The organism is Acinetobacter sp. CY73 (assembly GCF_059515865.1).
In genome coordinates, this window is the sequence record NZ_JCAKMZ010000003.1 from 126,704 (window position 1) to 151,915 (window position 25,212).

Genomic DNA, 25,212 nt, shown 5'->3' on the forward strand with positions numbered 1-25,212 from the left:
CTTGAAAAAACGACCCTTTGGGGTCGTTTTTTTTGCATTTTTTTTATTCAGCTTGTTAAACTTCTTTGCGGTATTTGGCATTAATTATGCTTTTTAAAATTTTATCTTTCTCCTCTTCACAAAAAAGGAGTTTTTAGTGCCTCATGATGTAGATCTTATTATTTTACTTGCAGTCGGTTTCGGTCTAGCTCTAATCTTTGGCTATATCGCTGCGCGTCTACGACTTCCGCCTTTAATCGGCTATCTTATTGCCGGTATTATCATCAGCCCAAACACACCTGGTGTAGTTGCTGATCTCGCCCTCGCCAACCAACTTGCTGAACTCGGTGTCATGTTTCTCATGTTTGGCGTCGGCATGCATTTCTCCCTCAAAGACTTATTACAAGTTAAACGTATCGCACTGCCTGGTGCAATTTTACAAATTACGGTTGCTACCCTGCTTGGGATGGCCGTCTCATTCTATTGGGGCTGGAGTTTAGGTGCAGCACTTGTATTCGGTTTAAGTTTATCTTGCGCAAGTACTGTTGTACTGCTGAAAGCACTCGGCGATCAAGGACTACTCGATTCCGTCAATGGTAAAATTGCGGTCGGCTGGCTACTGGTCGAAGACTTAGTCATGGTGTTGGTCTTGGTACTACTTCCTGCAACAGCGGTTCTACTGGGTGGTCATGCACTCGAAGGTCAAAGTGGCAACCAAAACATCTGGGCAACTTTAGGCATTACCCTACTCAAAGTGGCAGGCTTTATTGCCTTTATGCTGATTATTGGAAAACGCCTAGTCCCCATGATCATGCAATATGTCGCACGCTTAGGTTCTAGAGAGCTTTTTACCTTAACAGTCGTCGCAGCAGCCGTTTCTATTGCCTACGGCTCATACGCGATTTTTGGCGTGTCTATGGCACTCGGTGCGTTCTTCGCTGGGATGGTGGTTAAAGAGTCTGATTTTAGCCACCGTGCAGAAGAAGAAACGCTACCGCTACGTGAAATTTTCTCGATTTTGTTCTTTGTATCTGTCGGCATGTTATTCGATCCGCGGATTATCATTGAACAACCGCTACATATTCTTGCCGTCATTGGCATCATCATGATTGGTAAAACCCTTGCAGCCATGGCACTGGTCTTGTTCTTCCGCTATCCGCTCAATACAGCGCTGACCGTTGGAGCAAGTTTAGCGCAAATTGGTGAGTTCTCGTTTATTCTGGCAACACTGGGGCTCTCTCTTGGATTACTCACTCCCGAAGCGCAAAACCTCATCTTAGCAGGGGCTTTATTCTCCATTACGCTGAACTCATTTTTGTTCTCAGCAATCGAACCTGTACAAAACTGGATCCGTGAGCGTTCGCATTTGGCACGTTTACTTGAACGTAGTGGTGACCCATTGGCGATGCTCCCAGATGAGGTCTCACAGGACTATCTGCGTGATCAAGTGGTGATTGTCGGTCATGGTGAAGTCGGTCGACGTATTACCCAAACACTCATGGATGACGGTATTAGAGTGGTAATTGCCGAAGAAAACCGTGAAATCGTTGAGAATCTACGTGAAAAGGGTATTGCTGCGGTTTCTGGTCGTGCGACTGAACCGAGCGTCCTAATTCAAGCACATATCCAACATGCACGCTTATTGGTGATTTCCCCAATGGATATTTTAGATATTCATAAAATCGTGGATACAGCCAAGATGCTGAATCCGCAAATTCAAGTTTTGGTTTGTGCTGAAAATCGTCAAGAAGCGGAAGTGATTCGCCAAGACAATATTGGTGAAGTTTATTACGCAAAAGAAGAAATGGCGAAGAACATGAGCAATCATATTCTCAACCAAATTCAAATTGCACATCACAATGCACCTTCGCATTAAGCAAAGCAAAGCAAACTCATTACATATAAAAAACCGCACGTGATGTGCGGTTTTTTATATGTAAGAATTCATTAACTCATATATTTTGGTTTTTCATCAACCACTTCTGCTTCCCACTCACTGGTCTGCTTTTCCATCAAAGCAAACAATGCAGCTTGAACCATGTGTTGTGCAACCACAGGAAGTTGATCTCCAATCAATGCTTTAATTTTGTCATTAAATTGAATTTTCACCAAAGGGTCATGTTCAGCGTCAGCATTACGCAAAGCCAGCTCACCACCTTCTAGCTGAACCAATTCAAGAATAGATTCCTGACTTCCAAAAATTTCTTTTAACTGTTCTATAGACATATACCCTCCATGATTCACATGGTCACAAAATGCGAATGCACTTTGCTTCGCTTAGACTATCTTATATGTGATCGACGAACCAATATTTCAAGTCCTACAATAGACCATCACACTTTAAACTGACATGATTCGACTTAAAACTCAACCATTTCGTTGCGAAAGCCATCGATCAAATGGGTTAAATCACGGTGCCATTCACGTAAAATCTGGGTATCAGGTAACCATGCTTGGGGCGTTTGTGTCACTTTAATAATGAGATTTGAAGATGTCTCATCTTCAGGCTCAGGAGCACTCGGCTCAGGGGCATACTGACACATACGGTAAGCACGTTTTAATTCAGCAATAAAACCATGCTTTGCAAGCTGTTGTAATACATTGACCTCAGGGGAAATCTGTCCTTTTGCTGCCATTAAATCTTCAATCGATTTAAGTGTAGGCGCAGTATCATTTAAGCGATAGTAACGAACGAGTTCTTGCAAAAATGCTAATATAGCACCATGTAAATGAAATACTGCAGCTTCACGATGTGACTGCGCCTGCTGAATATGCTCCGTTTGTTCTGATTGCTGGCATGACAGACGTGCAAAATATAATTTTTGGTTGGTGCGATCAGCATGAAAACGAGCAACGCGGGACATGAGAAATTTCCTAAAGTTAAAAAATGTGTCTTGGCACTTATACGTTAAAACGTGTTGTTTGTTTACGCAATCCACAATTTTTATAAATCTAGATTTTATTCGCGTGTAGATGCATTATCAGCTTATTCTTTTTAATGATTCAATCCTTAATCTCTACAATCCATCTCGTAATAGAAGCGAGAAATAAAAATGAATAAAAACCAAATCAAAAAGGAGCGATTCGCTCCTTTAGATTCTTTTGTTGAAAATATAAATATTTCCACATTCAAATTTCAAACATCGCTTATTTAGCTTCAGACTTGTCTTCTGGCTTATCTTCCGCTTGTTTTACACGAATCCCTTGACCGTGTAAGCGTAAAGTATTTAAACCTTTAATCGCTTTCACAGCTTCACGACCATGAGGCATTTCAACAAACGCAAAACCTTTCGACTTCTTAGTGACTTCATCCATCACCAAAGTACATGATTCAACCGTACCATATGCTTGAAATAGTTTAAGTAATTCAGCTTGTGGGACAGTACGATCTAAATTACGAACTAAAATTTTCATCTTAAAACCTTAAAATAGGCAAAATCATCAAAAAGCACTCGCCTACTCGACTTTTTGAACTTCGCAAATAAATATAAACAGCGCAATCACTCTAGTTTAATCGAGATCGATACCAAAATCTAAATTAATCGTCTTTCGTTCGATCAACGCACTTTTTACCGTCTGCTGGCGAGTTTTATAGTGGGTTTCGGTGGTACATAAATGTCGAGTTAAATCATTGAAGAAGTAGCTTTCAATCTTACGCCCTTGCTCATCCACTTGATCACGCGCCCAAATACTTAGATTTTGTTTGGTCAGAATCAATTCATTTTTTGCACGGGTTAAAGCCACATACAATACACGACGCTCTTCTTCGACTTCATCAAAATTACCTTGAGCACGTGCATGTGGGTACTGTCCTGCCGTTACATTGGCGACATAACACACTTTTTGTTCTGTACCCTTTGCCGAATGAATGGTGATCAATGTGACCACATCATCTTCCGACTGACGTTCAATTTCAGAGATCGACACTGGATCAAGCACGTACTCTTCTAAAAATTCACTCAACTGGTCATGCTTTGCAGCCAATTGTTTGACCAAATCAAAGTCACCCATGCGTTTAGACCAATCTTTTTTGGCGTAGTTTTCTTCAAGTTGAGCGATCAATGCTTCTACACCCAAAGTGACACAAGCTTGCACCTCTGTTTTGAGTACCAGCATTTGTTTCATGATTAGCAAAGTATTTTCAGGAATACGACCAAATTTTTCTAATTTTTCAAAAATTGCGTCTTGTGTAGGATCAACTAAGAGCTGTTGAGCGAGCTTACTCGCACCGACATCACCTACACCATTCCACAGGGTCAGGAAGCGCATCCAAGCAATATCATCCAATGGATTAGCAATCACACGTAATAAGCTTAACAAGTCCTTTACATGTGCTGTTTCAAGCAGTTTCATTCCACCGATAAAGCGGTACGGCACATTGGATTGAATAAACGCAGCTTCAATATGGCGTGCTGCAAAACTCGAACGCACCAATACCATATGTTCATGCCATGCAGAACCTTCTAAAAAGTGACGCTCTTTAATATCAATCGCGATCCATTTGGCTTCATCAAACTCATTGGGGAAAACATGCAATTTCGGTTTAATGCCATCCCCACGATACGCTTCAAGTTTTTTCTCGTACTTGATTGAGCTCTGATCCAACAACCAATTCGATAGATCTAGAATTTCTTGAGTAGAACGGTAGTTTTTTTCAAGTTTGAAAATCTGTGCATCAGGCACACGATCTTTAAAATGATGAATATTTTCAAAATCTGCGCCACGAAAACCATAAATCGACTGTGCATCATCTCCAACACAAAACAGTGAGGTTTTATCTTTCAATGGTTCAAGTAAAGCCCATTGCAGTGGATTGGTGTCTTGCATTTCATCGACCAGCATATGCTGACAAAGCGATGCGACATAATCTGTTAATCCATCAGACTGCGCTAATCCAGAAGCGACCACCGCTAAAATATCGTCATAATCGAGGAAAGTACGTGCACGTTTTCGTGCCTCATACTCCTTCATAATTTCTGCAATTTGGTCTTTGTATTCTAAAAATTCAGGGTGTTGTTTTTCTAAAGCCAAACTCAGTTTTTGGCGGGTATTTCGTGCAAAAGAATAGAGATCGCAAAGTTGTTGTGGTTTAGGCAATGAATTTGGATTTTTCTTATCGTCTTTGCCACGAATCAAACGGAACATCATCAGTTGATCATCACGATCAATGATTGAAAATTGCTCTAATCCAAATGCCTTCGGTACACGACGCAAAAGATACATACAAAAGGTATGAAAGGTCGATGCACGTAGACCTTTGGCCTGATCACCCAATGCCAGTTCTACACGTGCAACAATTTCACTGGCAGAGCGACGAGTAAAGGTCAAAATTTGAATTTGATTGGCAGGAACGCCTTGATCAATGAGATAGGCAGCACGAGCCACAATGGTTTTGGTTTTACCACAACCTGCCCCTGCTAAAACCAAGCTGTGCTTTGATTCAGTTGTCGCAGCTTGTTTTTGTTGAGGGTTTAATTCATTAATCAGGTTGGCTAAGCTCATAATCTCTAATCTAGTTGGGGACAAGACTAGTTTAACAAAGCTCACTGCTAAATAACTAGAAACTCAACATTATAGAATCACGATTTTTGACAGTATAGCTTTTCACAGATCAGTAGATCCTCAGTCTTTATGTTGCATATTAAATGGTTCATAAACTTAAACTATTTCGATTAATCACTCAGGTCGCTGTATCGTTATTTTATTCTTCTAAATTTCCGTATTCTTTTAAGTTGCTGCATCCTTTTAAGTTGTCATTCTCTTTTAAATTTTCTTATTCTTTTAAACAGTTATAATTTATTTCATTCTCAGTCTTTATAAAAAAATTAACTTCATGAACACGAAAAATAGATTGCTTTCATTTATAGCCTTAATCATGATCTCAATCCTGATTTTTACCCAGATCTTCTCTAATGTGTGGATGATTTTAACGGATCAAACAAATTACATTCCAAAAGAAAGTAATATTTTTTTCTTCCATCCAACTAAAATTGACGATGGTTCTGGCGGCTATTTAAGATATGCAGAAGACTTCAATCAATTTTATTATTTTTCAGAACTAGAACAAAATATTTACTACTCACAAAGTAAGGAAAATAAGTGCTCTAATTTCAATAAACTTGATATTTCAACGTGGTGCAAAGCTATGAAAAATTATCATCTTCAATAAAAACCTTACCTCTAATAACATCTAACCAATACATTTATTTTTTAATCAAAATTCAAATCTATTAAAATTACCTAATAAATCAATATTTTATATTTTAAAATTTATTCAATAATATCATTTTTTTGCATGCGTTCTCCAAGTTAAGCTCAGCATTTTTAAGTGCTGTTTCCAAATCACAATTTGGCTCATTCATTCCGATAATTTGACTAAAACCCTCATCATATAAAGTGTCAATATCATCACCTACTCGTCCAGCAAAAGCATAAACAGGCTTATCAAACTGCTTTGCGACTTGTGCCACAGCCCACGGGGTTTTACCAAACTTGGTCTGAAAATCAATACTGCCTTCACCCGTAAACACATAATCCGCTTGACCAATTTTTTCAGCTAATCCTGTTTCTTTAATAATTAACTCAGCACCTGATTGTATGGTCGAACCCGTGAAAGCCATCAGTCCAAAACCTAAACCGCCAGCAGCCCCTGCACCCGCTTGATGTTTCACGTGAACCCGTAAAGTTGACTCAACCAAATCTGAAAAATGATTCAGGTTTGCATCTAAAATCTGCACCATTTCAGCAGATGCGCCTTTTTGTGGTCCAAATACAGCTGAAGCACCATTTTCACCGCATAATGGATTGTTCACATCACTGGCAATGATGATGGTGGTCTGTAATAAACGTGAATCAAGTTTTAACAAATCGATAGTTTTGACTTGATTAAGCCGACCACCACCTAGACTAACTTCATAATTATTTTGATCTAAAAATCGCACACCCAATGCTTGAGCCATGCCTGCACCGGCATCATTGGTCACACTTCCACCTAGACCGATAATGATTTTCTCTGCCTTAAGATCCAAAGCAGCTCGAATCATTTCACCTGTACCAAAGGTTGAAGTATTTAAAGGATTTCTTAAATGAGGCGGCAACAGTTGAATACCATTGGCTTTCGCCATCTCAATCACGGCTGTTCGAGTTTGCTCCACCCATCCAAAATATGTATGAATCTTTTGATGTGAAAGCGGTCCAGTGACTTCACATGCAATACGAACACCGCCCAATGCTGAAATCAGCGCATCCACTGTACCTTCACCTCCATCTGCCATGGGTACATGCAGACAAATCGCATCAGGCATAGACTTGTATATCCCTTTTTCCATCGCTAAGCATGCTTGTTCAGCAGTCATACTTTCTTTAAAGGAATCAGGTGCAAGAATAAAAGTCTTTGTCATGGCGATCCTAATCAGAAAAGTTTTAAATACAACATAACCATAATTTCCCTTTCTATAAATACTTCTCTAGTACTCTCAAACGTGGATCAAACTATGCAACGCATTAACCTTGGAAAAACAGCACCTGAACTTTATAACAAAGTCGCAGAACTTGATCAGATTGCATTAGCAAAAGTATATGAATCTGGTATTGCTGAAGGTTTTTCACACCTGCTTAAATTAAGAGCATCGCAAATCAACCAATGCGCTTTCTGTATTCGACTGCATACTCAAGATGCCATCAAGGCGGGTGAAAGCATAGATCGAATTAGCCTATTAAATGCATGGCGTGAAACTGAATATTTTCAAGATAATGAACGTGCTGCTCTCGCCTTAATTGAAGAACTCACTCTTATTTCTCATCAGCAAATCCCTGATGAAATTTATGCAGAAGCTCAAAAATACTATACAGAGGAACAATTAAGTGCGATTGAATGGCTAGGTATTGTGATTAATGCATGGAACCGTATTGCAATCAGCAGTCGCTATAGCGTTAAACCTTAAATATTTTAATGATATGAAAACTCTAATGAGCAGCTACCATCGCTTTTTTTATAAAGATAAAGCTACTGTGGATAAAATTAAGATTATCCACAACTCATTTTTAAAAATATTTTAAACCAAGTGAAGTAATTTTTTAGTCTACATTTTTTGGATTTAAAAATACGAATAGAGCATTAATGTTTCGTTTGGTTTTTAAATTTTTAACATAAAAGAAGCCGACTTGAGTCGGCTTTTTTTATTTCAGCTTATTTATTATTTCTTCCAGCCCAGCTCTTCTGCTGTTTTTGGATTAATCACTGTTTGATTAAGAAATTCTGGCATCACCGATTTGGTTTCTGAATACGCAATATGACCACCCATCAACTCTGCCTTCAACTGAGGATACAAAGGTTGTTGATTAGGATTAGCATAACCATCTGGATACTTGGGAAGACCCGTCAGCAAATCATATTTATCACTTGCACCTAATGCGTGTAATAACTCATGAACCAAAATAATGCGGTTTTGTTCGGATTGTCGTTTTGACGCAAATAGATTAATTGAGCCCATTCGACCATTTTGCAAAGCCGTGGAATGCTTCAATGACGATGTGGTCTTAGGGTCATAATAATTTAAAAATAAAGTGACTGATGGTGCACCATCCTGATTACTGTGTTGTTTCCAAGCATAGTAACGGAACTTCAAACTCCAGATAATGGTTTGCAATACAGACTCTGATTCAGGAACTTTAGGCGGCACTTGATTAAGTTCACGACCTAACTGGAAATAAACAGAAACAGGCTGATGACGATACTTTGCAGACATATCACGGATATAGTCTTGTGCATAACTCAGATCTTGGCTAGACAGACGCTGAATATAGTTTTGAGTCGATTGCTGTCCGTCAGCATTGATCGGATGCAAAAGGACAATGATTGGCTTATCCCAGTTTGGATTATAGTCACGCCAAACATTAATACCGACGATCAAGAGTATGATCAATAAAATTATAATTCTAAGCTTTTTCCACATATTCGCTTATCTCTTGTATTTTTGGCATCTAAAGTCATTAAGACATTGAAATGTTTATTTTAAGAAGATTAGATCATCTAGCCCACCAAATAAATGATAACTGGTTCACATTATTTCATAATACTAAAAATTATACTCGATATTTTTTCATTCATTTACAATAATTTATATTGATATTAAATCTTAACCTTTCTTTAAATGCTGATTTAATCATCTATTAATTTTTTAGTTTTACTACATCATTTTTTAGTTATATCTACACAATATTGAAAAATAGAAGCCATGTTCTTCATTTAATTCAAAGCAAAAAAATGCCGACCGAAGTCAGCATTTTAAAAAATTTTAAAGCATTAAGCTTCAGCCCATTTTCCATCTTGATAAACCAATGACCACTTGGTTTGTTTACCTTCAGGCGTTTCAGAACCAATATACTGCGCTTGGTTTTTACGACTAAATTTCACCAAAGTTGGATTACCATCAGGATCTTGATCAGGTGCATTTAAAATAAACTGATACTTTGGATCTAGCTGTTCTGCAACAGTTCTTAATTCCGCAACTTTCGGCGCACGTGTTTCACGTACTTTCGGGAATTTACTTGCTGCTAAGAATAATCCTGCTGCACCATCACGAAGGACAAAAAAGTCATCATGTTTGGTGGAACGTAGATGTTCCATTTTGATTGGATCAACACGTGGAGGCGCAGGCTGACCGCTCTTCAATACTTTACGTGTGTTATCACAGCTATTGCATGCAAAGTAAGGACCAAAACGACCTGTCTTCAACTGCATTTCGCCATCACATTTATCACATGGAATGGTCGGGCCATCATAGCCTTTAATTTTGAACTCACCTTCTTCAAGTTCAAAACCAGCACAGTCTGGGTTATTACCACAGATATGTAACTTGCGACCACCATCAATGACATAACTGTCCATTGCTGTTTCACAGATTGGACAACGCTTCTTCGACATTAAATCTGCGGTTTCAGCGGCATCATCATCTGAAAGTGCAGCTAAAGACTCAACAGGTGTTAAGTTTAATGTGCCTTTGCAACGCTCTTTGGGTGGCAAGTTATAACCTGAACATCCTAAGAAAACGCCTGTCGTACCCGTACGAATCTGCATTGGACGTTCGCATTCTTTGCAGTGCACAGCATTCACTTCAACAGGTTGATTACGGCGCATACCGTTTTCACCCTGAGCTGTGGTCAAACGCTTCTTGAAATCACCATAGAAGTTATCGAGTAATTCTTTCCAATTACGTTCCCCATCTGCCACTTTATCGAGCTGACTTTCAAGATCGGCTGTAAACGCATAGTTCATCAAGTTATTGAAGTTTTCATCGAGACGATCCGTCACGATTTCACCCATCTTCTCGGCAAAGAGACGACGGTTGTCAATTTTCACATAACCACGATCTTGAATCGTTGAAATAATCGCAGCATAAGTGGATGGACGACCAATGCCCTTTTTCTCAAGCTCTTTCACCAACGATGCTTCCGTAAAGCGTGCAGGTGGTTTAGTGAAGTGCTGAGATGGATCAAGCTTCTCAAGTTTGAGTACTTCACCGACTTTGACTGCAGGCAAGAGCACATCATCATCTGCTTTGTTGGCCCCACGAACCTTAGTAAAGCCATCAAACACCAAAGTACGACCTTTGGCTTTGAGTTCAACACCATTGGCATCGACTAAAATGGTTGAAGATAAGTATTCTGCTGGCGTCATTTGACATGCGACAAATTGACGCCAAATCAGTTCATACAAACGCTGAGCATCACGATCTACACCAACAAGCTGATCGCCACTCAGCGTCACACTAGAAGGACGAATCGCTTCATGGGCTTCTTGCGCGCCCGCTTTGTTGCCATAACGATTGGGCTTCGCTGGAATGTATTTTTCACCAAACTCAAGCTCAACATAATTACGCGCCATATTGACTGCATCATCACTTAAGAATGTTGAGTCAGTACGCATGTAGGTAATGTAACCCGCTTCATATAGACGCTGTGCCATGGTCATGGTTTTCTTTACAGAGAAACCTAAACGTGTACTTGCAGCCTGTTGAAGCGTTGAAGTGATATACGGTGCGCTTGGATTGACCTTGGTTGGCTTATCTTCACGAACTGCAACCTTATATTCGGCATCATTTAAAACACTCAATAAAGCATCAGTTTGGGCTTTATTTTGAAGTTTTAAGGTTTTACCACCTTGCTTAACTGCTTCTAAGCGAATCTTATCTTTTTTGGATTGCGTATCTGCAAAAACTTGCCAATATTCTTCTGGAACAAATGCACGAATTTCACGTTCACGTTCAACCACAAGTTTTGCAGCAACAGATTGCACACGACCAGCAGACAAGCCACGGGCAATTTTTTCCCACAGCAATGGTGAGATCATAAAGCCCACAATACGGTCTAAAAAGCGGCGTGCTTGCTGTGCATTGACTTTATCGGTATCAAGGCGAGAAGGTTGTTTAAACGCTTCTTGAATGGCATTTTTGGTAATTTCGTTGAAGACCACACGTTGATAACGTGATTCATCACCGCCAATCACTTCTTTTAGATGCCAAGCAATCGCTTCCCCTTCTCTATCCATATCCGTTGCGAGATAGATTTCATCGACTTGCGATGCGAGTTTTTTGAGCTCAGCGACGACACCTTCTTTGCCTGGAAGCACTTCATATTTTGCTTTCCAGTCATGTTCAGGGTCGACCCCCATACGATTGACCAATGCATTTTGTGCTTTTTCAGCTTTTTGTTCATCGGTTAATTTAGTACGGGTGGCGGTCTTCTTTTCTGTAGATTTTGATGAACCACCTGTGGGTAAGTCTCGTACATGACCGACAGACGATTTAACGATGTAATTCGAGCCTAAGTACTTATTGATTGTTTTCGCTTTTGCAGGCGACTCCACAATCACTAAGGCACGTTTTTTGCCAGCGTCAGGAGAGGTCGCTGTGGTGCTTTTGGATGTGGACCGAGGAGCGTTCGCCATAATGAACCGTTATTCCTATAAGATTGGTGTGTATATTAAAGTTCAGCTAATGAATGCAAATAGGCTTTCATATCTTCTAACTGTGTCGCTCTAAGGTCTATTTCTTCGTTCCAATAGAGGCCTACACAATTTGACTGCATATCAATAGCATAAATGCCCTTTAATGTAATCGGTAAATTATTAAATTTTTCATCGCCATGAATGACTTTTAATTTGTCATCTTCAACGATGGCACGCATCAATAACAAACGTCCTTCAGGGATGATGACACTATAGTAAGCAACCATACTGGCACGGCTTTCGGTTGCTTTTGGAATTTTTGTCCAGTCAGGTGCAACCACAAGTCGTGGATGTAGCGACATCTTTCTTGCTTTTTCACGCATGATGCCCAATGCTTTTTCACGTGGGTTCACACGTAGTCCAAAAATAGAGCCCAGCACGAAAATCACAATAACAACTGTGACCCAAATTCCAACATTATCCATAGTTCAACCTTTTTGTTCCTATATTAGAGTTGCATAAGCGCAATATAAAACGCAAGTTTAGAATGAATCAATTCGCAAAATTACACTATCTGGAATGAACGAAGCCTTTGTTTTATTCTTATTATTTTCATTTAAAACAAAAATGTATCCATTTTTCACTTTAGAAACCATAACGACTCTTCGTTTAGTATTATTGGTTAAATACAGTGTTTTATATTCTTTTGAGTCTAAAAATTTTTCGGCGTGTACCTGTCCTTGCTTACCAATATGAACAACCCAACCTAACCATGCGATGAACAGCAATAATACGAATGAGAATACTAAATATGATTTGAAAAAATTATGACTTCCCTCCCCCAGCCTACTTGAGGATTTTAAATACTGTTCATCCTCATTCACTTCCTTCACAACTTTAAGCAAATGATTTTCAAAAGCTTTAATCTCTTTTATTTTAATAAAAACACAGTGTGAAATTAGAAAAATTACGACAGGTAAAATTAAAAATGGCGATATAAAAAATACAAAAAAAGGAATGATCCTTTTTGATCCACCAAAAAATTCCCATAAGCATAACGAGCAAATATATATAAAATCATATACAAAAATTATTGCTTTAGGATATAAAACGAATGATACGGAGATCGCTAAAGATAGAATGAAACCTATAAAAATATTTAAATTATCCGAAATTACAACATATATAAAAAAGTCATAAAAGTTCAAATCAAATAAGGATACATTAAAGCCTAACTTATTTGATAATCCATCAATATACATTAGCCCTGCAAATGAAATAGAAATAGTAAAAAAAGTGACAACAAAAACTAGACGGCTAATTCGACTGAAAAAATGATCTATCATAATGTTTCTTGCCTTAAATTTAATTCAAGAACATCTCATGGCTATAAATCACATCGTGACCATTCCAATAAATATATCCCTTATCAATCATCTCTTTAAGTAATAATCGAACATCAGATTTAGGAAATAACTGTTCCAGTAAATCTCTCAACGCATAGATATCTTTGGGTTTGTCTGATTTCATTTGATTCAATTTACGAATCACTTCCATTTGTACAGGATCAATTTTTTCAAAGTTTTATGCAAATCACTTCGTACATTATTCACAACTTCGCTTTGCTGTAACTGAGCAAGCTCTTCAATCATTTGCTCAGGATTAATCTGTAGCTTGGACAAAAGTGCATCCACTTCAGCCAGCCTGCTATTGCCTAGCATGGAGTCATTTGGTAGATCAGTATCAGCTTGATTAAGATCAAGCTGTTGCCACTGCTTTAATACTTTTTTGCGAAATGAAATTTGATCACCTTCAGATTTAACAATTTTTAAGTTAATCAACATACCGATGAGTTGTTTGGTTTGAGTCGAGTCAACTTGCAATATACTCATGATGGAGTTTTTCAGCTTCGCCATCGAGCTAGGTTTACCCGTTGCCATCGCGATGACATCACAATATTTCTTAATCAATTGCAAATCAGGGTTAGCCAAAATAGTGTGCAATGGCGGTAAGCCTTTTTTAGCAGTCACTGTGGTTTTTTCAGTTTCGACTTGGATTAGACGACACGGAAAACCCGAAGCGACCAACATATCTGCCAAAATCTGACTGCCGTTAGCAGCGGAAACCACGTCAACATGAGACTCAGGCTCTCTCAAGGCTAAAAGTTGTCCAACCACCACCGCATATTCATACTCTTGCTCTGTGGCTTGCAAAGTATCCAAAATCACGATTTGACCACTGCTGACCCAAGTCGAAAACTCAGTTAAATCCGTGAGCGGACATTCAAATTTGTTTTCTCTGCTGAAGATATACAAAGTTGCATAATGCTCAAGAATATCGCGATAGAATTTTACTGTCGGGATATTACGCTCAAGATCCAAAAGTACAACTTTATTGTTCATAGTCATTTTTCAAAAAAATAGATTTAGAATGAAGCTATTACATCGAGCTTTACAAAAAAGGTCAAATATAATGCAGTGTCCGCTTAAAATAGCAGTTCAATAGCGACTGTGTTATTTTCGCTGTTGCTTAAACGCTGTTGAATCAAGGTATCTGTAACTCAATAGTGTGGCGGACGATCACTGCTTGGATCGAATGGCTCTACACCATCGGTTAAATGAAACACTTCAAAACGTTGATACAAAATTTTCATTTGTTTCTTTAAATCAGTGATTTCACGGTCCTGTAACGCAATTTGAATATTTAATTGATCAACTAATTCATCTAAAAATGCAATTCGGACTTGCAAATCTTCTATGGGTGCGGAAAATGGCGCCTGCTCATCTAGATTTTTTTGATTCGACATTATAAGTCCTCATTGGGGGATTTCAGGAAACATTATGGCCTATATTACTTTAAGGGACGTCCAGCTTGCATTCGGTGGACCCTTCCTACTCGACGGTGCCAATTTCAGTTTAGAACGTGGCGAACGAGTGTGTTTGATCGGCCGTAATGGTGAAGGTAAGTCTACTTTACTCAAGCTGATTGATGGAAGCCTCTTACCTGACACGGGTGAAGTCTCTTTGCAAAATGGCATCACCATTTCCATGCTTGCTCAAGATGTACCGATGGACTCTGGTCGTGTTGCAGATATCGTCGCAGATGGTGCAGGTGAAGCTGCAACGGTGATGCGAGCTTACCACGATGCAAGCGAAGCTTGTGTACTTGGTGATATGGAAGCCTGCGATCGCATGGGCGAGTTACAACACAAAATGGATCAATTGGATGGTTGGGCACTTGAAACTAAAGTGAATTCAATCCTCAGTAAAATGGGTTTAGACCCTGATGCTGATTTGGCTGATCTATCTGGTGGTCGTAAACGTCGTGTACTGCTTGCACGTGCCTTACTCACTCAACCCGACGTTCTACTGCTCGACGAACCAACCAACCATTTGGACGTTGAAAGTATTGAATGGTTAGAAAAATTCTTACTCGATCAAAACAACTTAACGCTGCTTTTCATTTCGCATGACCGTTCATTTGTGGACAGTATTGCAACGCGTATCGTTGAACTTGATCGTGGTATTTTGCGTAGTTACGACGGTAACTATTCACGTTATCTTGAGCTGAAAGCCATGCAAATGGAAGCTGAAGAAAAGCAAAATGCTTTATTCGATAAAAAATTGGCGGAAGAAGAAGTTTGGATTCGCCAAGGGATTAAAGCACGTCGTACCCGTAATGAAGGTCGTGTGCGTGAATTAAAGGCTCTACGTGAAGAATCTAAAGCGCGTCGCTCACAACAAGGCAAAGTGAGCATGGCAACGCAAGACGCCAACCGCTCTGGTAAGCTTGTCTTTGATATTGAAAACCTCAGTGTAGCGTTTGGCGACAATGCACCGATCATCAAAAACTTCTCTACCCTTGTGCTACGTGGCGATCGTATCGGTTTAGTCGGTGACAATGGTGTGGGTAAAACCACCTTGATCAAAGCCATTTTAGGTGAGCTTGAGCACGGTGGAACGGTTAAAACAGGTACTCAGCTCGAAGTTGCTTACTTTGACCAACTCCGTAATGCGCTTGATCTTGAAAAATCAGTCAAAGATAACGTATCTGAAGGCTCAGATTTCGTTGATGTTAACGGTGGACGTCGTCATATCTACAGCTATTTACAAGATTTCCTGTTCTCTCCTGAACGTGCGCGTACACCTGTAAAAGCGCTTTCTGGTGGTGAACGTAACCGTATTTTGTTGGCAAAATTATTGCTTAAACCATCCAACTTAATCGTGATGGATGAGCCAACAAATGACTTGGATATGGTCACTTTAGAGTTGCTTGAGGAAATGCTTGGTGGTTACAAAGGCACATTGCTATTGATCTCACATGACCGTGCGTTTATGGACAATGTCGTAACATCGACTTGGGTATTTGATGGTAAAGGTCATATCGATGAATATATCGGTGGTTACCAAGACTATTTAGAACAACGTCCAGATCAAACTGCTGTTGATCAAAAAAGTGATGTGAAAAAAGCATTAGCTAAAGCTGAAGCAAGTGCTGCCGCAGCTGCGCCTAAAAAAGCAAAACTGAGCTATAAAGATCAACGTGCTTTAGAGCAACTTCCTGCTGAAATGGAAGCTTTAGAGAAAGAACAGGCTGAAATCAACGCCAAACTTGCTGATGGTTCTTTGTTTGTTTCAAACAATGATCAAGCGATGAAACTGTCTGCTCGTCTTGCTGAAATTGATGAACAATTGCTTGAAAAATTAGAGCGTTGGGAAGAGTTAGAAGAGATGAGTAAAGGCTAAGTCTTTATTTACCTCTCAAACGAAAACTCCGCCTTCATGGCGGAGTTTTTTGATAAGAATCACTTTATGATTCCAAATCATTTATATTTTTTTTCAGCGTTAACTTACAACTACGCCCAAATCACTAAAATCGCAGCGATCACCACCAATCCCAATCCCCAGTGTTCCGCTTTCGCCAATTTTTCTTTAAAGAAATAAGCGGAGATTAACAGGCTAAATAAAATTTCAATTTGACCTAACGTTTTCACCACAGGCACACTCATTATACTCATGGCAGTAAACCATCCAAGTGATGCCAGAAAACTACACACGCTCACTTTAAAGGTGAGCCCTACTCTTTCCCACATCGCGATTAAGGTCTTTCGACTAAACAGACTTAAATATACCAACATACTGATACACTGAAATCCAATAACGGAAATCAAGACCCAAGCTGCACGGTGAAGGGTAGGAAGCATCGTGAGTTCCAGACTCGCTTCACGAACCAGTAATGACGTAATAGCAAAACATAAGCCACTTCCGATTCCGATCACTAAGGTTTTTAATGAAAAATCTGTAAAGCCATGCCCTCGACTAAGTAGGAATACGGCGCATGCCCCAAGCAATACGCCAAACCATGCCAGTAGTGACAAATGATCTGCAAGAAATACCACACCAATCATCGCAGCCAGAATTGCTTCACTTTTCGCAAGCCCGACCCCAATGGCATAATTCTTTTGTTTAAATAGATTCACCATCAAAGCGGTAGCGACAATCTGACTCATTCCAGCGATTAAAATATAGATCCAATACTTTGTCGTGAATGTCACCGTCGCTGTAACAGGTGAAAAATGATACAAACTCGTTAGATATATAACTGCAAATGGCAAAGCAAAGATAAAGCGAGCAAGGGTTACGCCCCATACATCGACGGTACTGCTTAGTTGTTTTTGAAATGCATTACGCCATGCCTGCATAAACGCAGCCATCAGGGTAAAAAGAATCCAACTGAACGCCATGTATGTTTCACTTTAATGTAGAGCTAAAATGAGTTTATGCCTTTAAAAATGGCATGACTAATCAAAAATTGCTTCAATATAGATAGCTGAAAGTTTGCTCAAATGGTGACTCAGCCACATCAATTGATGAACGTTGAACATCATTTTAAGAAATAGGCTTTCTCAACAGCTCTGCGATTAACCAATCCTTGAACAGTTTGACCACCTGCTTTGACCCATACATCGAATTGCTGACTTGCACCGATATAATCAGCTTGATTCAATAGCTTGAGTAAAGTCGAGTTTTTAAATGCACCTACTCCGATATTGTAAGTGAGTGACACCAAAGCATCGAATTGATTTTGTGAAAGTGGCACTTTTACTGATGAGCTGACGGCTTTTTCAAAACGCGCCAAGTCATGGTGCATATAGCACTTGGCTTGTTCAACTGAACATTGATCACTAATCTGAACTGGAACACCATTCGGATATACGGTTGTCCCAAATCCAATCGTACAGACACCTGCTTGATCATAATAGGCTTCGAGTTTTAGCCCTTCAAAGTTACTGATCAAATCAATACCCGATGGACTCAGCTGATTGACGGTGTCTTGAGCAAAACCATAGTTTTTAAGGTTTGAATCTGAATCAACAGCAACACCGATGTTTGTATTTGCATTATCGCTCTTCGGTTGGCTTGTTTTCGTCTGAGTAAACGCTTTGAAAAACAAGCTGATAAAATTTTTCCAGAAAAAATTCATAAATTTTACTCTAACGATTTATATCTTTAAGCATTGATCTGAATGCCAATACACCTAAAAGTTTGCGGATGCATTTCCTAGGTCTCTATCACCCTATCCTCATGTAATCACAGGACAACATCTGATTGTCAATGGTGGCTTAGTGAAAGACTAACGGCTCTACAAATTTCCTGCGAGAAAAGCCAACATCTTCAAAAAAACAATAACGTCACGCTTAATGATTTGGAAATCATGATGATGTCCACAGCCTACAGCTTTAGACTGGTTTACCGCTTTGACGTTATTTTTGAATAAGGCATCATTAACCATTGAGAAAGTAATCTTAAAACTTGATCGAACACTTTGAACTGTAAAATTGTACAAGTAACAACAGATAAAAATAATGACAATAAAATCAGGCTGAACTGCGAAGTGTTAAACGCGCTCATATAATATTTCATGACATGCGCGACTCCCATCACCACCAATCCATGCAACAAATAAACGGGTAATGTATATGTACCCAATGTTGTCCAACGATTTTCAAAAAGCTTAACCAGTCCCAACAGCGCATAAATGCCTACGCCCGCAAGGCAAATACATAACAGTCTGATTCCGACTCCAACCCAAGGTTCAACCTTCAATTGCTGATAGCTTAAACTGCCATAAAGCCAATATTGCGAAAGATCAAGTCGAAACAATAATCCAAGTAGTCCTAACATCAATCCAATGCCAAAAAATGGCGCAAAACGTTGTTGTTTAACGTTTAAAATCCAATCTTTACCATGTATAGCTCCTGCCACAAAGAAAGGCAGAAAAACCAATATTCGCCCGACTGAATAATCATAGTTATTCCAGGGTGAAAATCCGATCAGAAGTGACAATCCAAGTGCAATCCACACAGGAAATTGAGTTTTAATTAAAAAATGAGTGATGAATGTCCATGCCACCATGCCCATCAGATACCATAAAATCCAATAAGGACGCTGAAATACATTGAATCCACTCCACTTCATCTCACCCGACAAAAAAGATGTAAATAAGGGATAAATAATTTGAAAAGGCAGATAAAGAGATAAAAAGAAAACAATATTTTTAATATAGTTTTGATCCTTGAATAACATCCCCGAAATAAAGATGAAAGCAGGCATATGAATCAAATAAATGAGGCTCAGTAATGATCTACTCGTCTCAAACTGCCACCCAACAAGACGCTCAAGAAAGTGACCGAATACCACAAGGAAAATCAAAACCGCTTTACTGGTGTCCAGATAATGATCACGCATGGTAAGAACTGAGTTAAAGATTCAATTCTATCTTAAACCAGACTTCATTCGATGATAAAACTAGACCACTGATTTTGAATTTGATCTAATCATTGAGATCTGTTTTATATCAAAAACAGCTTCATGCTAAACTCAGTCACTACATATTTCTAGATTTTTAAACAAGATGAGTCAAGAGCACACCTATACGCCTGGTGAATTTCAATGGTCATTCCTATTGCCAAAGTATTGGGGCGTTTGGATTGGCATTATTTCTCTCATGTTGTTGGCAATTCTACCGTGGGCGATTCAGCATCGTTTAGCACGTGTATTGGGCAATACTGCTTTTAAATCGTTAAAGTCACGTCGTAAAACGACTGTACGTAATTTAGAAGTGTGTTTTCCTGAATGGTCTGCTGAACAAGTTCAGGACAATGCTCGCTTGGTATTTGTCGATCAAATGCTTGGTGTTTTTGAAACCCTTAATGCATGGTATAGCCCGAAATGGTTTAAAGGTCGTGTCAGTATTGAAGGACTTGAACATCTCCAAAAAGCACAAGCTGAAGGTCGTGGTGCATTACTCCTTGGTACACATTCAACATTACTCGATGCGGGTGGTTATGCCTGTGCTCAATTCTTTGATCCAGATGTGGTTTATCGTCCGCAAAATAATCCTTTACTGGATATGCTGATTTATCGCTGTCGCGCAACGATCTATACCCATCAGATTGATCATGATGATATGCGTGGCTTGATCCGTCATTTAAAGAATGGACGGGCGATTTGGTACAGTCCGGATCAAGACTTCGGCTTAAAACAAGGCGTCATGGCACCATTTTTTGGTACTCCTGCTGCGACAGTGACCGCTCATCGACGTTTATTAAAAATGACCAAAGCAGCAGCGATTCCACTGTATTTTTATCGAGATGGTGACATTTCAAATCCGCAATACAAAATATTGGTAGAGCCTGAATTAGACCATATGCCGAGTGATGATGAGCTTGCTGATGCGACGCGTACCAATCTGATCATTGAACGCCAACTTCGTATCGCACCCACGCAATACATGTGGTTTCATCGTCGTTTTAAAACTCGCCCTGAAGGCTATAATCAGATTTATTGATACTATATTTCAAAATCAATCTAGAATGAATAATACAAAAATATAAAATCCAGAATCAAAAAGCCCACTTGCGTGTAATGCCGGTCAGTTAAGAAATTGACTGGCATTTTCTTGGATATTTCTGTGGTTTTGTTTTAACAACTCTAGGGCATTTTCTCTGCCTCTTTTCAGGTAAAACATACATTTTTGAATTCTCTAATAAATAATCTAAATGCTTTGGTAAATTCCCTGCTGATTCTAAAGGAGCATGTCTCAATATATTGATCATGCTTATTGATGCAATATGAAAGCTGATTCTCAAGGGGCTTACTTTGGCATGACGAGCCTCCCAGTAATACTTCTAACGTTGTATTTAATTTCTTGGCTCTAATTGAAACTGGCATCCTGATATGGGCGTCATATTTTGAATGGCGCGTTATGACTTCATACTGTAAATTATCTTTGACCTCATCAGACAATGACTATTGCTCGCTTGTGATTGCCAGCCCATCAGAAAGTCAGCTGAAAAATAAGCTCGATCAAAAAGTGTGACACTGCTTGATGGAACATGTAATTGATGTGCCAAAGTGAGTTCACCTTGATCCATGCTGCCTAATTTAGCGTCTATTATTTCATGAGTATGGGTATTGACCAAACAGGTTGCTCTGATTTGAGGATAAGGGGCTATCGCAGTTTTACCTTTAGACGAACCAAAATGGTTAAAATTTTCCTCTTTATGTGGCATAGACCAAACCACTCCATCCACTGCACAAATTGTGAGATCATGAAAGGTTGTTGCTTGCAGTTGCGAGTCTTTAAACCATGCTTGGCTTAATGTTGAGAATAAACTACTCATGGGCTCTAAGCCTAAACGTTGTCTTGCTTGCACTGATGCGCTAGGAACACCATATTGAGTTTCACCAAAAACAAGCTGTAATTGTTGTACAACATACCAAATGGGTTGGTCACGAAATAAAGCAAGTCCAATAACCAACCAAACCACATATTCAGCAGGTAGCTTTCTTTTTCTAATAGATGCTTTACCTGTTTGATTTACACAATCTTCAATCCAATTTAAATCAATCAGTTCTTTAAAATGAGAAAGTGAAGGTATTGTTTGTTGAAGTGTTAAATCTAAATTCTGAGATAAATTCATAAAAAAAATGAGTGTATTGACATACACTCATTTTTACAACATTTCAGTATTTTTTGCTTAACTGATCAGCATTACAACTTACATTGGGCTTTTTTGTTGCGACCCTAAGAAATTAAATAGGGTACTGATTTAAGTCATCCAACGGATTGACAGGTTTAACATATAATGCATTTAGCATATCTTGATTATAGGATGTGCTTGATGCTGGTTCATTTGCTGGCTGAGGTTCATTTTCACCTACACCTGCTAAAGCTAAAATGTCATCCACACCACCACTCACCGAATCACCACCGAATAAATCTTGTTCACTCAAATGACTAAATGAAGAAACAGGTAACACTTCATCTTGAGAATAAGCAGCTAAGGATTCATCAGATAATAAGCTGTATATACTTCCTGATCCTTGTCCTTGATCGCTCACAACGACTTCATTCCAGTCTTCAAGTTGGGCTGTAACATTCAAAGTTTCTGTAACTCCATTTGAACGCTCGACCAAAACTGTGAATGTATCACCACGATTTACATCAACAGTCTCACCATTATCAATAAAACCTTTATCATTGAAAATGACTGCACCCCATGAGTTCAATACTGATTGAGTAGCACCGGTTGCATCATGTGTAATGGTGACATTACTACCAACATCAACAGTGAAAGCCAAATCCATGAATGCGTCAGAAGCATTCTCATTTTGACTATTCACAATTGGTGTATAACTTAATTGTTGTGCTTTTTTTGCTTCATTATTAAAACTGATTGGCGTAGAAACAATCTTTCCATCTTTCATATAATTCAGAAGCGCATCTGTATTAAAGTCGATGGTTTCTAAAGACCTATTGGCATTGAAATCATCAAACTCTGTTTGAGAAACTGGCTTTGATCCATTCAGAATTTCTAGTTTTTTATTTAAATCAGAAATACTCAATTTAAAGTTTGCCTTACCAGCATCAACAATCGTTGCATTGTATGTGGCCTTTCCACCACCAATTAAACTAACCACCAATTCAACTTCATCACCATCTTTAAGATTGGTGCTCAATGACAGTTCATACAAGCCATCAACTACGTCACCACCAAATGTCTGATCAATTTTATATGAAATATTTCGGTATACGACATTTTCACTAGGATCACTTTCATTACCCTCTCTGTCAGTGGCTACAGCATAATAAGAATCGCCTGAAATTAACTTGTAATAAGGGGCTAAACTATATTTACCATCGGCATCTACAATGGTATCCGCAATGATTTGACCTCGAGCGTTATAAATTGAAATACTAGATTTTGCTTCGGCTAAACCTGATAATATTTCTCCCGCCTCCCCTATTTCTAAAGTAGGTGTATCGGGTGCTGTCACATCACCCGTTGAGACAAAGATAGTGTTAGATTTTTCTTGATCACCCCATAGTTCGGTAGTAACTACTGCAATATAATCACCGCCACCCGCTGTGGCTAACAAACTCCAGTTCCCGTTAACCACATTAGTACTACCGATTAAATCACCTCTCTTACCATTAGTTTGTTCAAAGACTTCGACAACACCATCTTCGTCACTTGTTCCTGTAAATTGCCCATTTGAATACTCAATAGTTACATCAAATCGCACAGGTGGGTCAATTCCAATGCTTGGCTTTGTATCAGGGGTAAATGAATACCCTTGCTCTTCTACACTTAAACCCACTGTAGGTGCCTCAATTTCAGCTAAATTATCAATTATTAAAGCAAATACTTTCTTAAAATAACTTGATTCCGAATAATTTTTTGCTCCGTCGATAGCGAAAATTTCAAATCGGCTATCACTTTGAGCGGATAAATCTATTGAAAACTCACCCTCTTGATTTGCTGTTGTCGTTAGACGCTCCCCCGTGTCCATATTCTTGATCACAACTGTTGTATTCGCTTCTGAGGTACCAGAAAGAATATGGTTTTGGTCGAGTGTGAAGGTAGGTGTATTTGGGGCTTCATTGTGATAAAAGGCTACAGATTCAGACTTGTTCGCGCCTAAGGTTTGATACACATACCCAATTTTGGATTCATCCACTGTATTCGGGATTGTCCATTTTCCATTTGCATCAGCAACAGTCGATGTTTTAACCCCTTTGTTGTTAACCAAGGTAACGACAGCATCTATAAGAGCTGTACCACTTATTGCTGTTTCAGAGACGCTTTCAATCACGGGTGTATCGATTGAAGCATGCCCTAAGATGGTAAATTTGTCAGAGACTTTATTTACCCAAACTTTTTCACCATTACTCAGTGTTTCTTGCACACGACCTTCAACCAAAATACTGCCAAACGGAGAGTCTTTCAAAGGGTTTGACGGGAAAGACCAGGAACCATCAGCATTAACTGTTGTTGTGCCCACATCGTTGCCGTTTGCATCATAAATAGTGACTTTTTCAGGGACGGTCTTATCATTTTGTTCTACAGTCCCACTTAATAACTCAGGTGTATTTTGTAGGATTATTGGTTTAGGAAAATTGGTTAGATTAATGCCATCAATACCTGCAAGAGAAGCTAACCATTCTTCTTCTGTCCCGGTGTAACCCTTATCCACAGCCAACTCAAATGCTGATTTGCCATCTAAACCATCTTTACCATCTAGACCGTTGCTACCATCTTGACCTGCAAGCGCTGCTAACCACTCTTCTTGTGTTCCGGTGTAGCCACTTTCTACTGCCAACTCAAAGGCCGATTTGCCATCTAAACCATCTAGACCGTTGCTACCATCTTGGCCTGCAAGTGCGGCTAACCACTCTTCTTGTGTCCCGGTGTAACCACTTTCTACTGCCAACTCAAAGGCCGATTTGCCATCCGCACCATCTTTACCGTCAATGCCGTCTTTACCATCTAGACCATTGCTACCATCTTGACCTGCAAGTGCTGCTAACCACTCTTCCTGTGTCCCGGTGTAGCCATTTTCTACTGCTAACTCAAATGCTGATTTGCCATCCGCACCGTCTTTACCATTAGTACCGTCTTGGCCTGCAAGTGCTGCTAACCACTCTTCCTCTGTCCCGCTGTATCCATTTTCCACAGCAAGCTCAAAGGCTGACTTTCCATCAACACCATCTTTACCATCTAAGCCGTTGCTACCGTCTTGACCTTTAAGTGCGGCTAACCACTCTTCTTGTGTCCCGGTGTAGCCATTTTCTACTGCCAACTCAAAGGCCGATTTACCATCCGCACCATCTTTACCATCTAAGCCGTTGCTACCGTCTTGACCTTTAAGTGCGGCTAACCACTCTTCTTGTGTCCCGGTGTAGCCATTTTCTACTGCTAACTCAAATGCTGATTTGCC

The 25,212-nt window shown here is 39.4% G+C and carries 18 protein-coding genes and 2 pseudogenes; 4 read left to right on the forward strand and 16 right to left on the reverse strand.

What is annotated here, in order from left to right; genetic code table 11:
• The first annotated feature begins 136 nt into the window (after nucleotides 1-136).
• Nucleotides 137-1,855, forward strand: coding sequence for a cation:proton antiporter (locus AC5YD2_RS03200; RefSeq protein WP_496124927.1), 1,719 nt, complete (start codon nucleotides 137-139; stop codon nucleotides 1,853-1,855).
• Nucleotides 1,856-1,926: 71 nt separating this feature from the next.
• Here the strand turns inward: AC5YD2_RS03200 and AC5YD2_RS03205 are convergent, their stop codons facing one another.
• From AC5YD2_RS03205 to AC5YD2_RS03225, 5 genes are all read right to left on the reverse strand, one after another.
• Nucleotides 1,927-2,205 (reverse strand): hypothetical protein, encoded by a 279-nt coding sequence (locus AC5YD2_RS03205; protein WP_496124928.1) that lies wholly within the window; start codon nucleotides 2,203-2,205, stop codon nucleotides 1,927-1,929.
• Nucleotides 2,206-2,339: 134 nt separating this feature from the next.
• On the reverse strand, nucleotides 2,340-2,843 hold the full coding sequence (locus tag AC5YD2_RS03210) for a DUF6586 family protein (RefSeq protein ID WP_496124929.1): 504 nt from the start codon (nucleotides 2,841-2,843) through the stop codon (nucleotides 2,340-2,342).
• Nucleotides 2,844-3,126: 283 nt separating this feature from the next.
• The gene (locus AC5YD2_RS03215) at nucleotides 3,127-3,393 is read right to left on the reverse strand and encodes an RNA recognition motif domain-containing protein (protein ID WP_496124930.1); all 267 of its coding nucleotides are present in this window, start codon (nucleotides 3,391-3,393) and stop codon (nucleotides 3,127-3,129) included.
• Between the two features lie 96 nt (nucleotides 3,394-3,489).
• Nucleotides 3,490-5,481: an ATP-dependent helicase gene (locus AC5YD2_RS03220; RefSeq protein WP_496124931.1), complete on the reverse strand. Its 1,992-nt coding sequence runs from the start codon at nucleotides 5,479-5,481 to the stop codon at nucleotides 3,490-3,492.
• 761 nt (nucleotides 5,482-6,242) lie between these two features.
• Nucleotides 6,243-7,379, reverse strand: coding sequence for a glycerate kinase family protein (locus tag AC5YD2_RS03225; RefSeq protein ID WP_496124932.1), 1,137 nt, complete (start codon nucleotides 7,377-7,379; stop codon nucleotides 6,243-6,245).
• A gap of 93 nt (nucleotides 7,380-7,472) precedes the next feature.
• Here AC5YD2_RS03225 and AC5YD2_RS03230 point away from each other — a divergent pair, with 93 nt between their 5' ends.
• Nucleotides 7,473-7,922: a carboxymuconolactone decarboxylase family protein gene (locus AC5YD2_RS03230; protein WP_496124933.1), complete on the forward strand. Its 450-nt coding sequence runs from the start codon at nucleotides 7,473-7,475 to the stop codon at nucleotides 7,920-7,922.
• A gap of 252 nt (nucleotides 7,923-8,174) precedes the next feature.
• On the opposite strand, the gene AC5YD2_RS03235 is transcribed toward AC5YD2_RS03230, so the two are convergent.
• From AC5YD2_RS03235 to AC5YD2_RS03260, 6 genes and pseudogenes are all read right to left on the reverse strand, one after another.
• A complete protein-coding gene (locus AC5YD2_RS03235) occupies nucleotides 8,175-8,933 on the reverse strand; it encodes a hypothetical protein (RefSeq protein ID WP_496124934.1) in 759 nt (252 codons plus the stop codon).
• Between the two features lie 350 nt (nucleotides 8,934-9,283).
• The gene (topA, locus tag AC5YD2_RS03240) at nucleotides 9,284-11,926 is read right to left on the reverse strand and encodes a type I DNA topoisomerase (RefSeq protein WP_496124935.1); all 2,643 of its coding nucleotides are present in this window, start codon (nucleotides 11,924-11,926) and stop codon (nucleotides 9,284-9,286) included.
• Between the two features lie 35 nt (nucleotides 11,927-11,961).
• Nucleotides 11,962-12,411, reverse strand: a complete 450-nt coding sequence (locus AC5YD2_RS03245) for an ammonium transporter (protein ID WP_496124936.1) — start codon at nucleotides 12,409-12,411, stop codon at nucleotides 11,962-11,964.
• Between the two features lie 57 nt (nucleotides 12,412-12,468).
• Nucleotides 12,469-13,272 carry a hypothetical protein gene (locus AC5YD2_RS03250; protein WP_496124937.1) on the reverse strand — a complete coding sequence of 268 codons (804 nt, stop codon included), beginning with the start codon at nucleotides 13,270-13,272 and terminating at the stop codon, nucleotides 12,469-12,471.
• Nucleotides 13,273-13,291: 19 nt separating this feature from the next.
• Nucleotides 13,292-14,328: pseudogene (locus AC5YD2_RS03255) on the reverse strand (hypothetical protein).
• Nucleotides 14,329-14,486: 158 nt separating this feature from the next.
• On the reverse strand, nucleotides 14,487-14,732 hold the full coding sequence (locus tag AC5YD2_RS03260) for a SlyX family protein (RefSeq protein WP_496124938.1): 246 nt from the start codon (nucleotides 14,730-14,732) through the stop codon (nucleotides 14,487-14,489).
• 34 nt (nucleotides 14,733-14,766) lie between these two features.
• On the opposite strand from AC5YD2_RS03260, the gene AC5YD2_RS03265 reads away from it, so the two are divergent.
• The gene (locus tag AC5YD2_RS03265; protein ID WP_496124939.1) at nucleotides 14,767-16,671 is read left to right on the forward strand and encodes an ATP-binding cassette domain-containing protein; all 1,905 of its coding nucleotides are present in this window, start codon (nucleotides 14,767-14,769) and stop codon (nucleotides 16,669-16,671) included.
• A gap of 110 nt (nucleotides 16,672-16,781) precedes the next feature.
• Here AC5YD2_RS03265 and AC5YD2_RS03270 read toward each other — a convergent pair whose 3' ends face one another.
• The 3 genes from AC5YD2_RS03270 to AC5YD2_RS03280 all read right to left on the reverse strand — a co-directional run bounded on the left by AC5YD2_RS03270 (nucleotide 16,782) and on the right by AC5YD2_RS03280 (nucleotide 19,674).
• Nucleotides 16,782-17,669 (reverse strand): EamA family transporter, encoded by an 888-nt coding sequence (locus tag AC5YD2_RS03270; RefSeq protein ID WP_496124940.1) that lies wholly within the window; start codon nucleotides 17,667-17,669, stop codon nucleotides 16,782-16,784.
• A 140-nt stretch (nucleotides 17,670-17,809) separates the two neighbouring features.
• Nucleotides 17,810-18,409: a lysozyme gene (locus AC5YD2_RS03275; RefSeq protein ID WP_496124941.1), complete on the reverse strand. Its 600-nt coding sequence runs from the start codon at nucleotides 18,407-18,409 to the stop codon at nucleotides 17,810-17,812.
• Between the two features lie 266 nt (nucleotides 18,410-18,675).
• Nucleotides 18,676-19,674, reverse strand: a complete 999-nt coding sequence (locus AC5YD2_RS03280) for an acyltransferase family protein (protein WP_496124942.1) — start codon at nucleotides 19,672-19,674, stop codon at nucleotides 18,676-18,678.
• Nucleotides 19,675-19,840: 166 nt separating this feature from the next.
• On the opposite strand from AC5YD2_RS03280, the gene AC5YD2_RS03285 reads away from it, so the two are divergent.
• On the forward strand, nucleotides 19,841-20,776 hold the full coding sequence (locus AC5YD2_RS03285) for an LpxL/LpxP family acyltransferase (protein WP_496124943.1): 936 nt from the start codon (nucleotides 19,841-19,843) through the stop codon (nucleotides 20,774-20,776).
• Nucleotides 20,777-20,864: 88 nt separating this feature from the next.
• Here the strand turns inward: AC5YD2_RS03285 and AC5YD2_RS03290 are convergent.
• Nucleotides 20,865-21,911, reverse strand: a pseudogene (locus AC5YD2_RS03290) (IS4 family transposase).
• A gap of 112 nt (nucleotides 21,912-22,023) precedes the next feature.
• Nucleotides 22,024-25,212 (reverse strand): Ig-like domain-containing protein (locus AC5YD2_RS03295; RefSeq protein ID WP_496124944.1); only part of this gene is annotated, 3,189 nt, incomplete at its 5' end.

Bases quoted from the DNA above. Each gene is read 5' to 3' on its own strand.
- AC5YD2_RS03205 (WP_496124928.1), bottom strand. From the start codon at position 2,205: ATGTCTATAGAACAGTTAAAAGAAATTTTTGGAAGTCAGGAATCTATT.
- AC5YD2_RS03210 (WP_496124929.1), bottom strand. From the start codon at position 2,843: ATGTCCCGCGTTGCTCGTTTTCATGCTGATCGCACCAACCAAAAATTA.
- AC5YD2_RS03215 (WP_496124930.1), bottom strand. From the start codon at position 3,393: ATGAAAATTTTAGTTCGTAATTTAGATCGTACTGTCCCACAAGCTGAA.
- AC5YD2_RS03220 (WP_496124931.1), bottom strand. From the start codon at position 5,481: ATGAGCTTAGCCAACCTGATTAATGAATTAAACCCTCAACAAAAACAA.
- AC5YD2_RS03225 (WP_496124932.1), bottom strand. From the start codon at position 7,379: ATGACAAAGACTTTTATTCTTGCACCTGATTCCTTTAAAGAAAGTATG.
- AC5YD2_RS03230 (WP_496124933.1), top strand. From the start codon at position 7,473: ATGCAACGCATTAACCTTGGAAAAACAGCACCTGAACTTTATAACAAA.
- AC5YD2_RS03235 (WP_496124934.1), bottom strand. From the start codon at position 8,933: ATGTGGAAAAAGCTTAGAATTATAATTTTATTGATCATACTCTTGATC.
- topA (WP_496124935.1), bottom strand. From the start codon at position 11,926: ATGGCGAACGCTCCTCGGTCCACATCCAAAAGCACCACAGCGACCTCT.
- AC5YD2_RS03245 (WP_496124936.1), bottom strand. From the start codon at position 12,411: ATGGATAATGTTGGAATTTGGGTCACAGTTGTTATTGTGATTTTCGTG.
- AC5YD2_RS03250 (WP_496124937.1), bottom strand. From the start codon at position 13,272: ATGATAGATCATTTTTTCAGTCGAATTAGCCGTCTAGTTTTTGTTGTC.
- AC5YD2_RS03260 (WP_496124938.1), bottom strand. From the start codon at position 14,732: ATGTCGAATCAAAAAAATCTAGATGAGCAGGCGCCATTTTCCGCACCC.
- AC5YD2_RS03265 (WP_496124939.1), top strand. From the start codon at position 14,767: ATGGCCTATATTACTTTAAGGGACGTCCAGCTTGCATTCGGTGGACCC.
- AC5YD2_RS03270 (WP_496124940.1), bottom strand. From the start codon at position 17,669: ATGGCGTTCAGTTGGATTCTTTTTACCCTGATGGCTGCGTTTATGCAG.
- AC5YD2_RS03275 (WP_496124941.1), bottom strand. From the start codon at position 18,409: ATGAATTTTTTCTGGAAAAATTTTATCAGCTTGTTTTTCAAAGCGTTT.
- AC5YD2_RS03280 (WP_496124942.1), bottom strand. From the start codon at position 19,674: ATGCGTGATCATTATCTGGACACCAGTAAAGCGGTTTTGATTTTCCTT.
- AC5YD2_RS03285 (WP_496124943.1), top strand. From the start codon at position 19,841: ATGAGTCAAGAGCACACCTATACGCCTGGTGAATTTCAATGGTCATTC.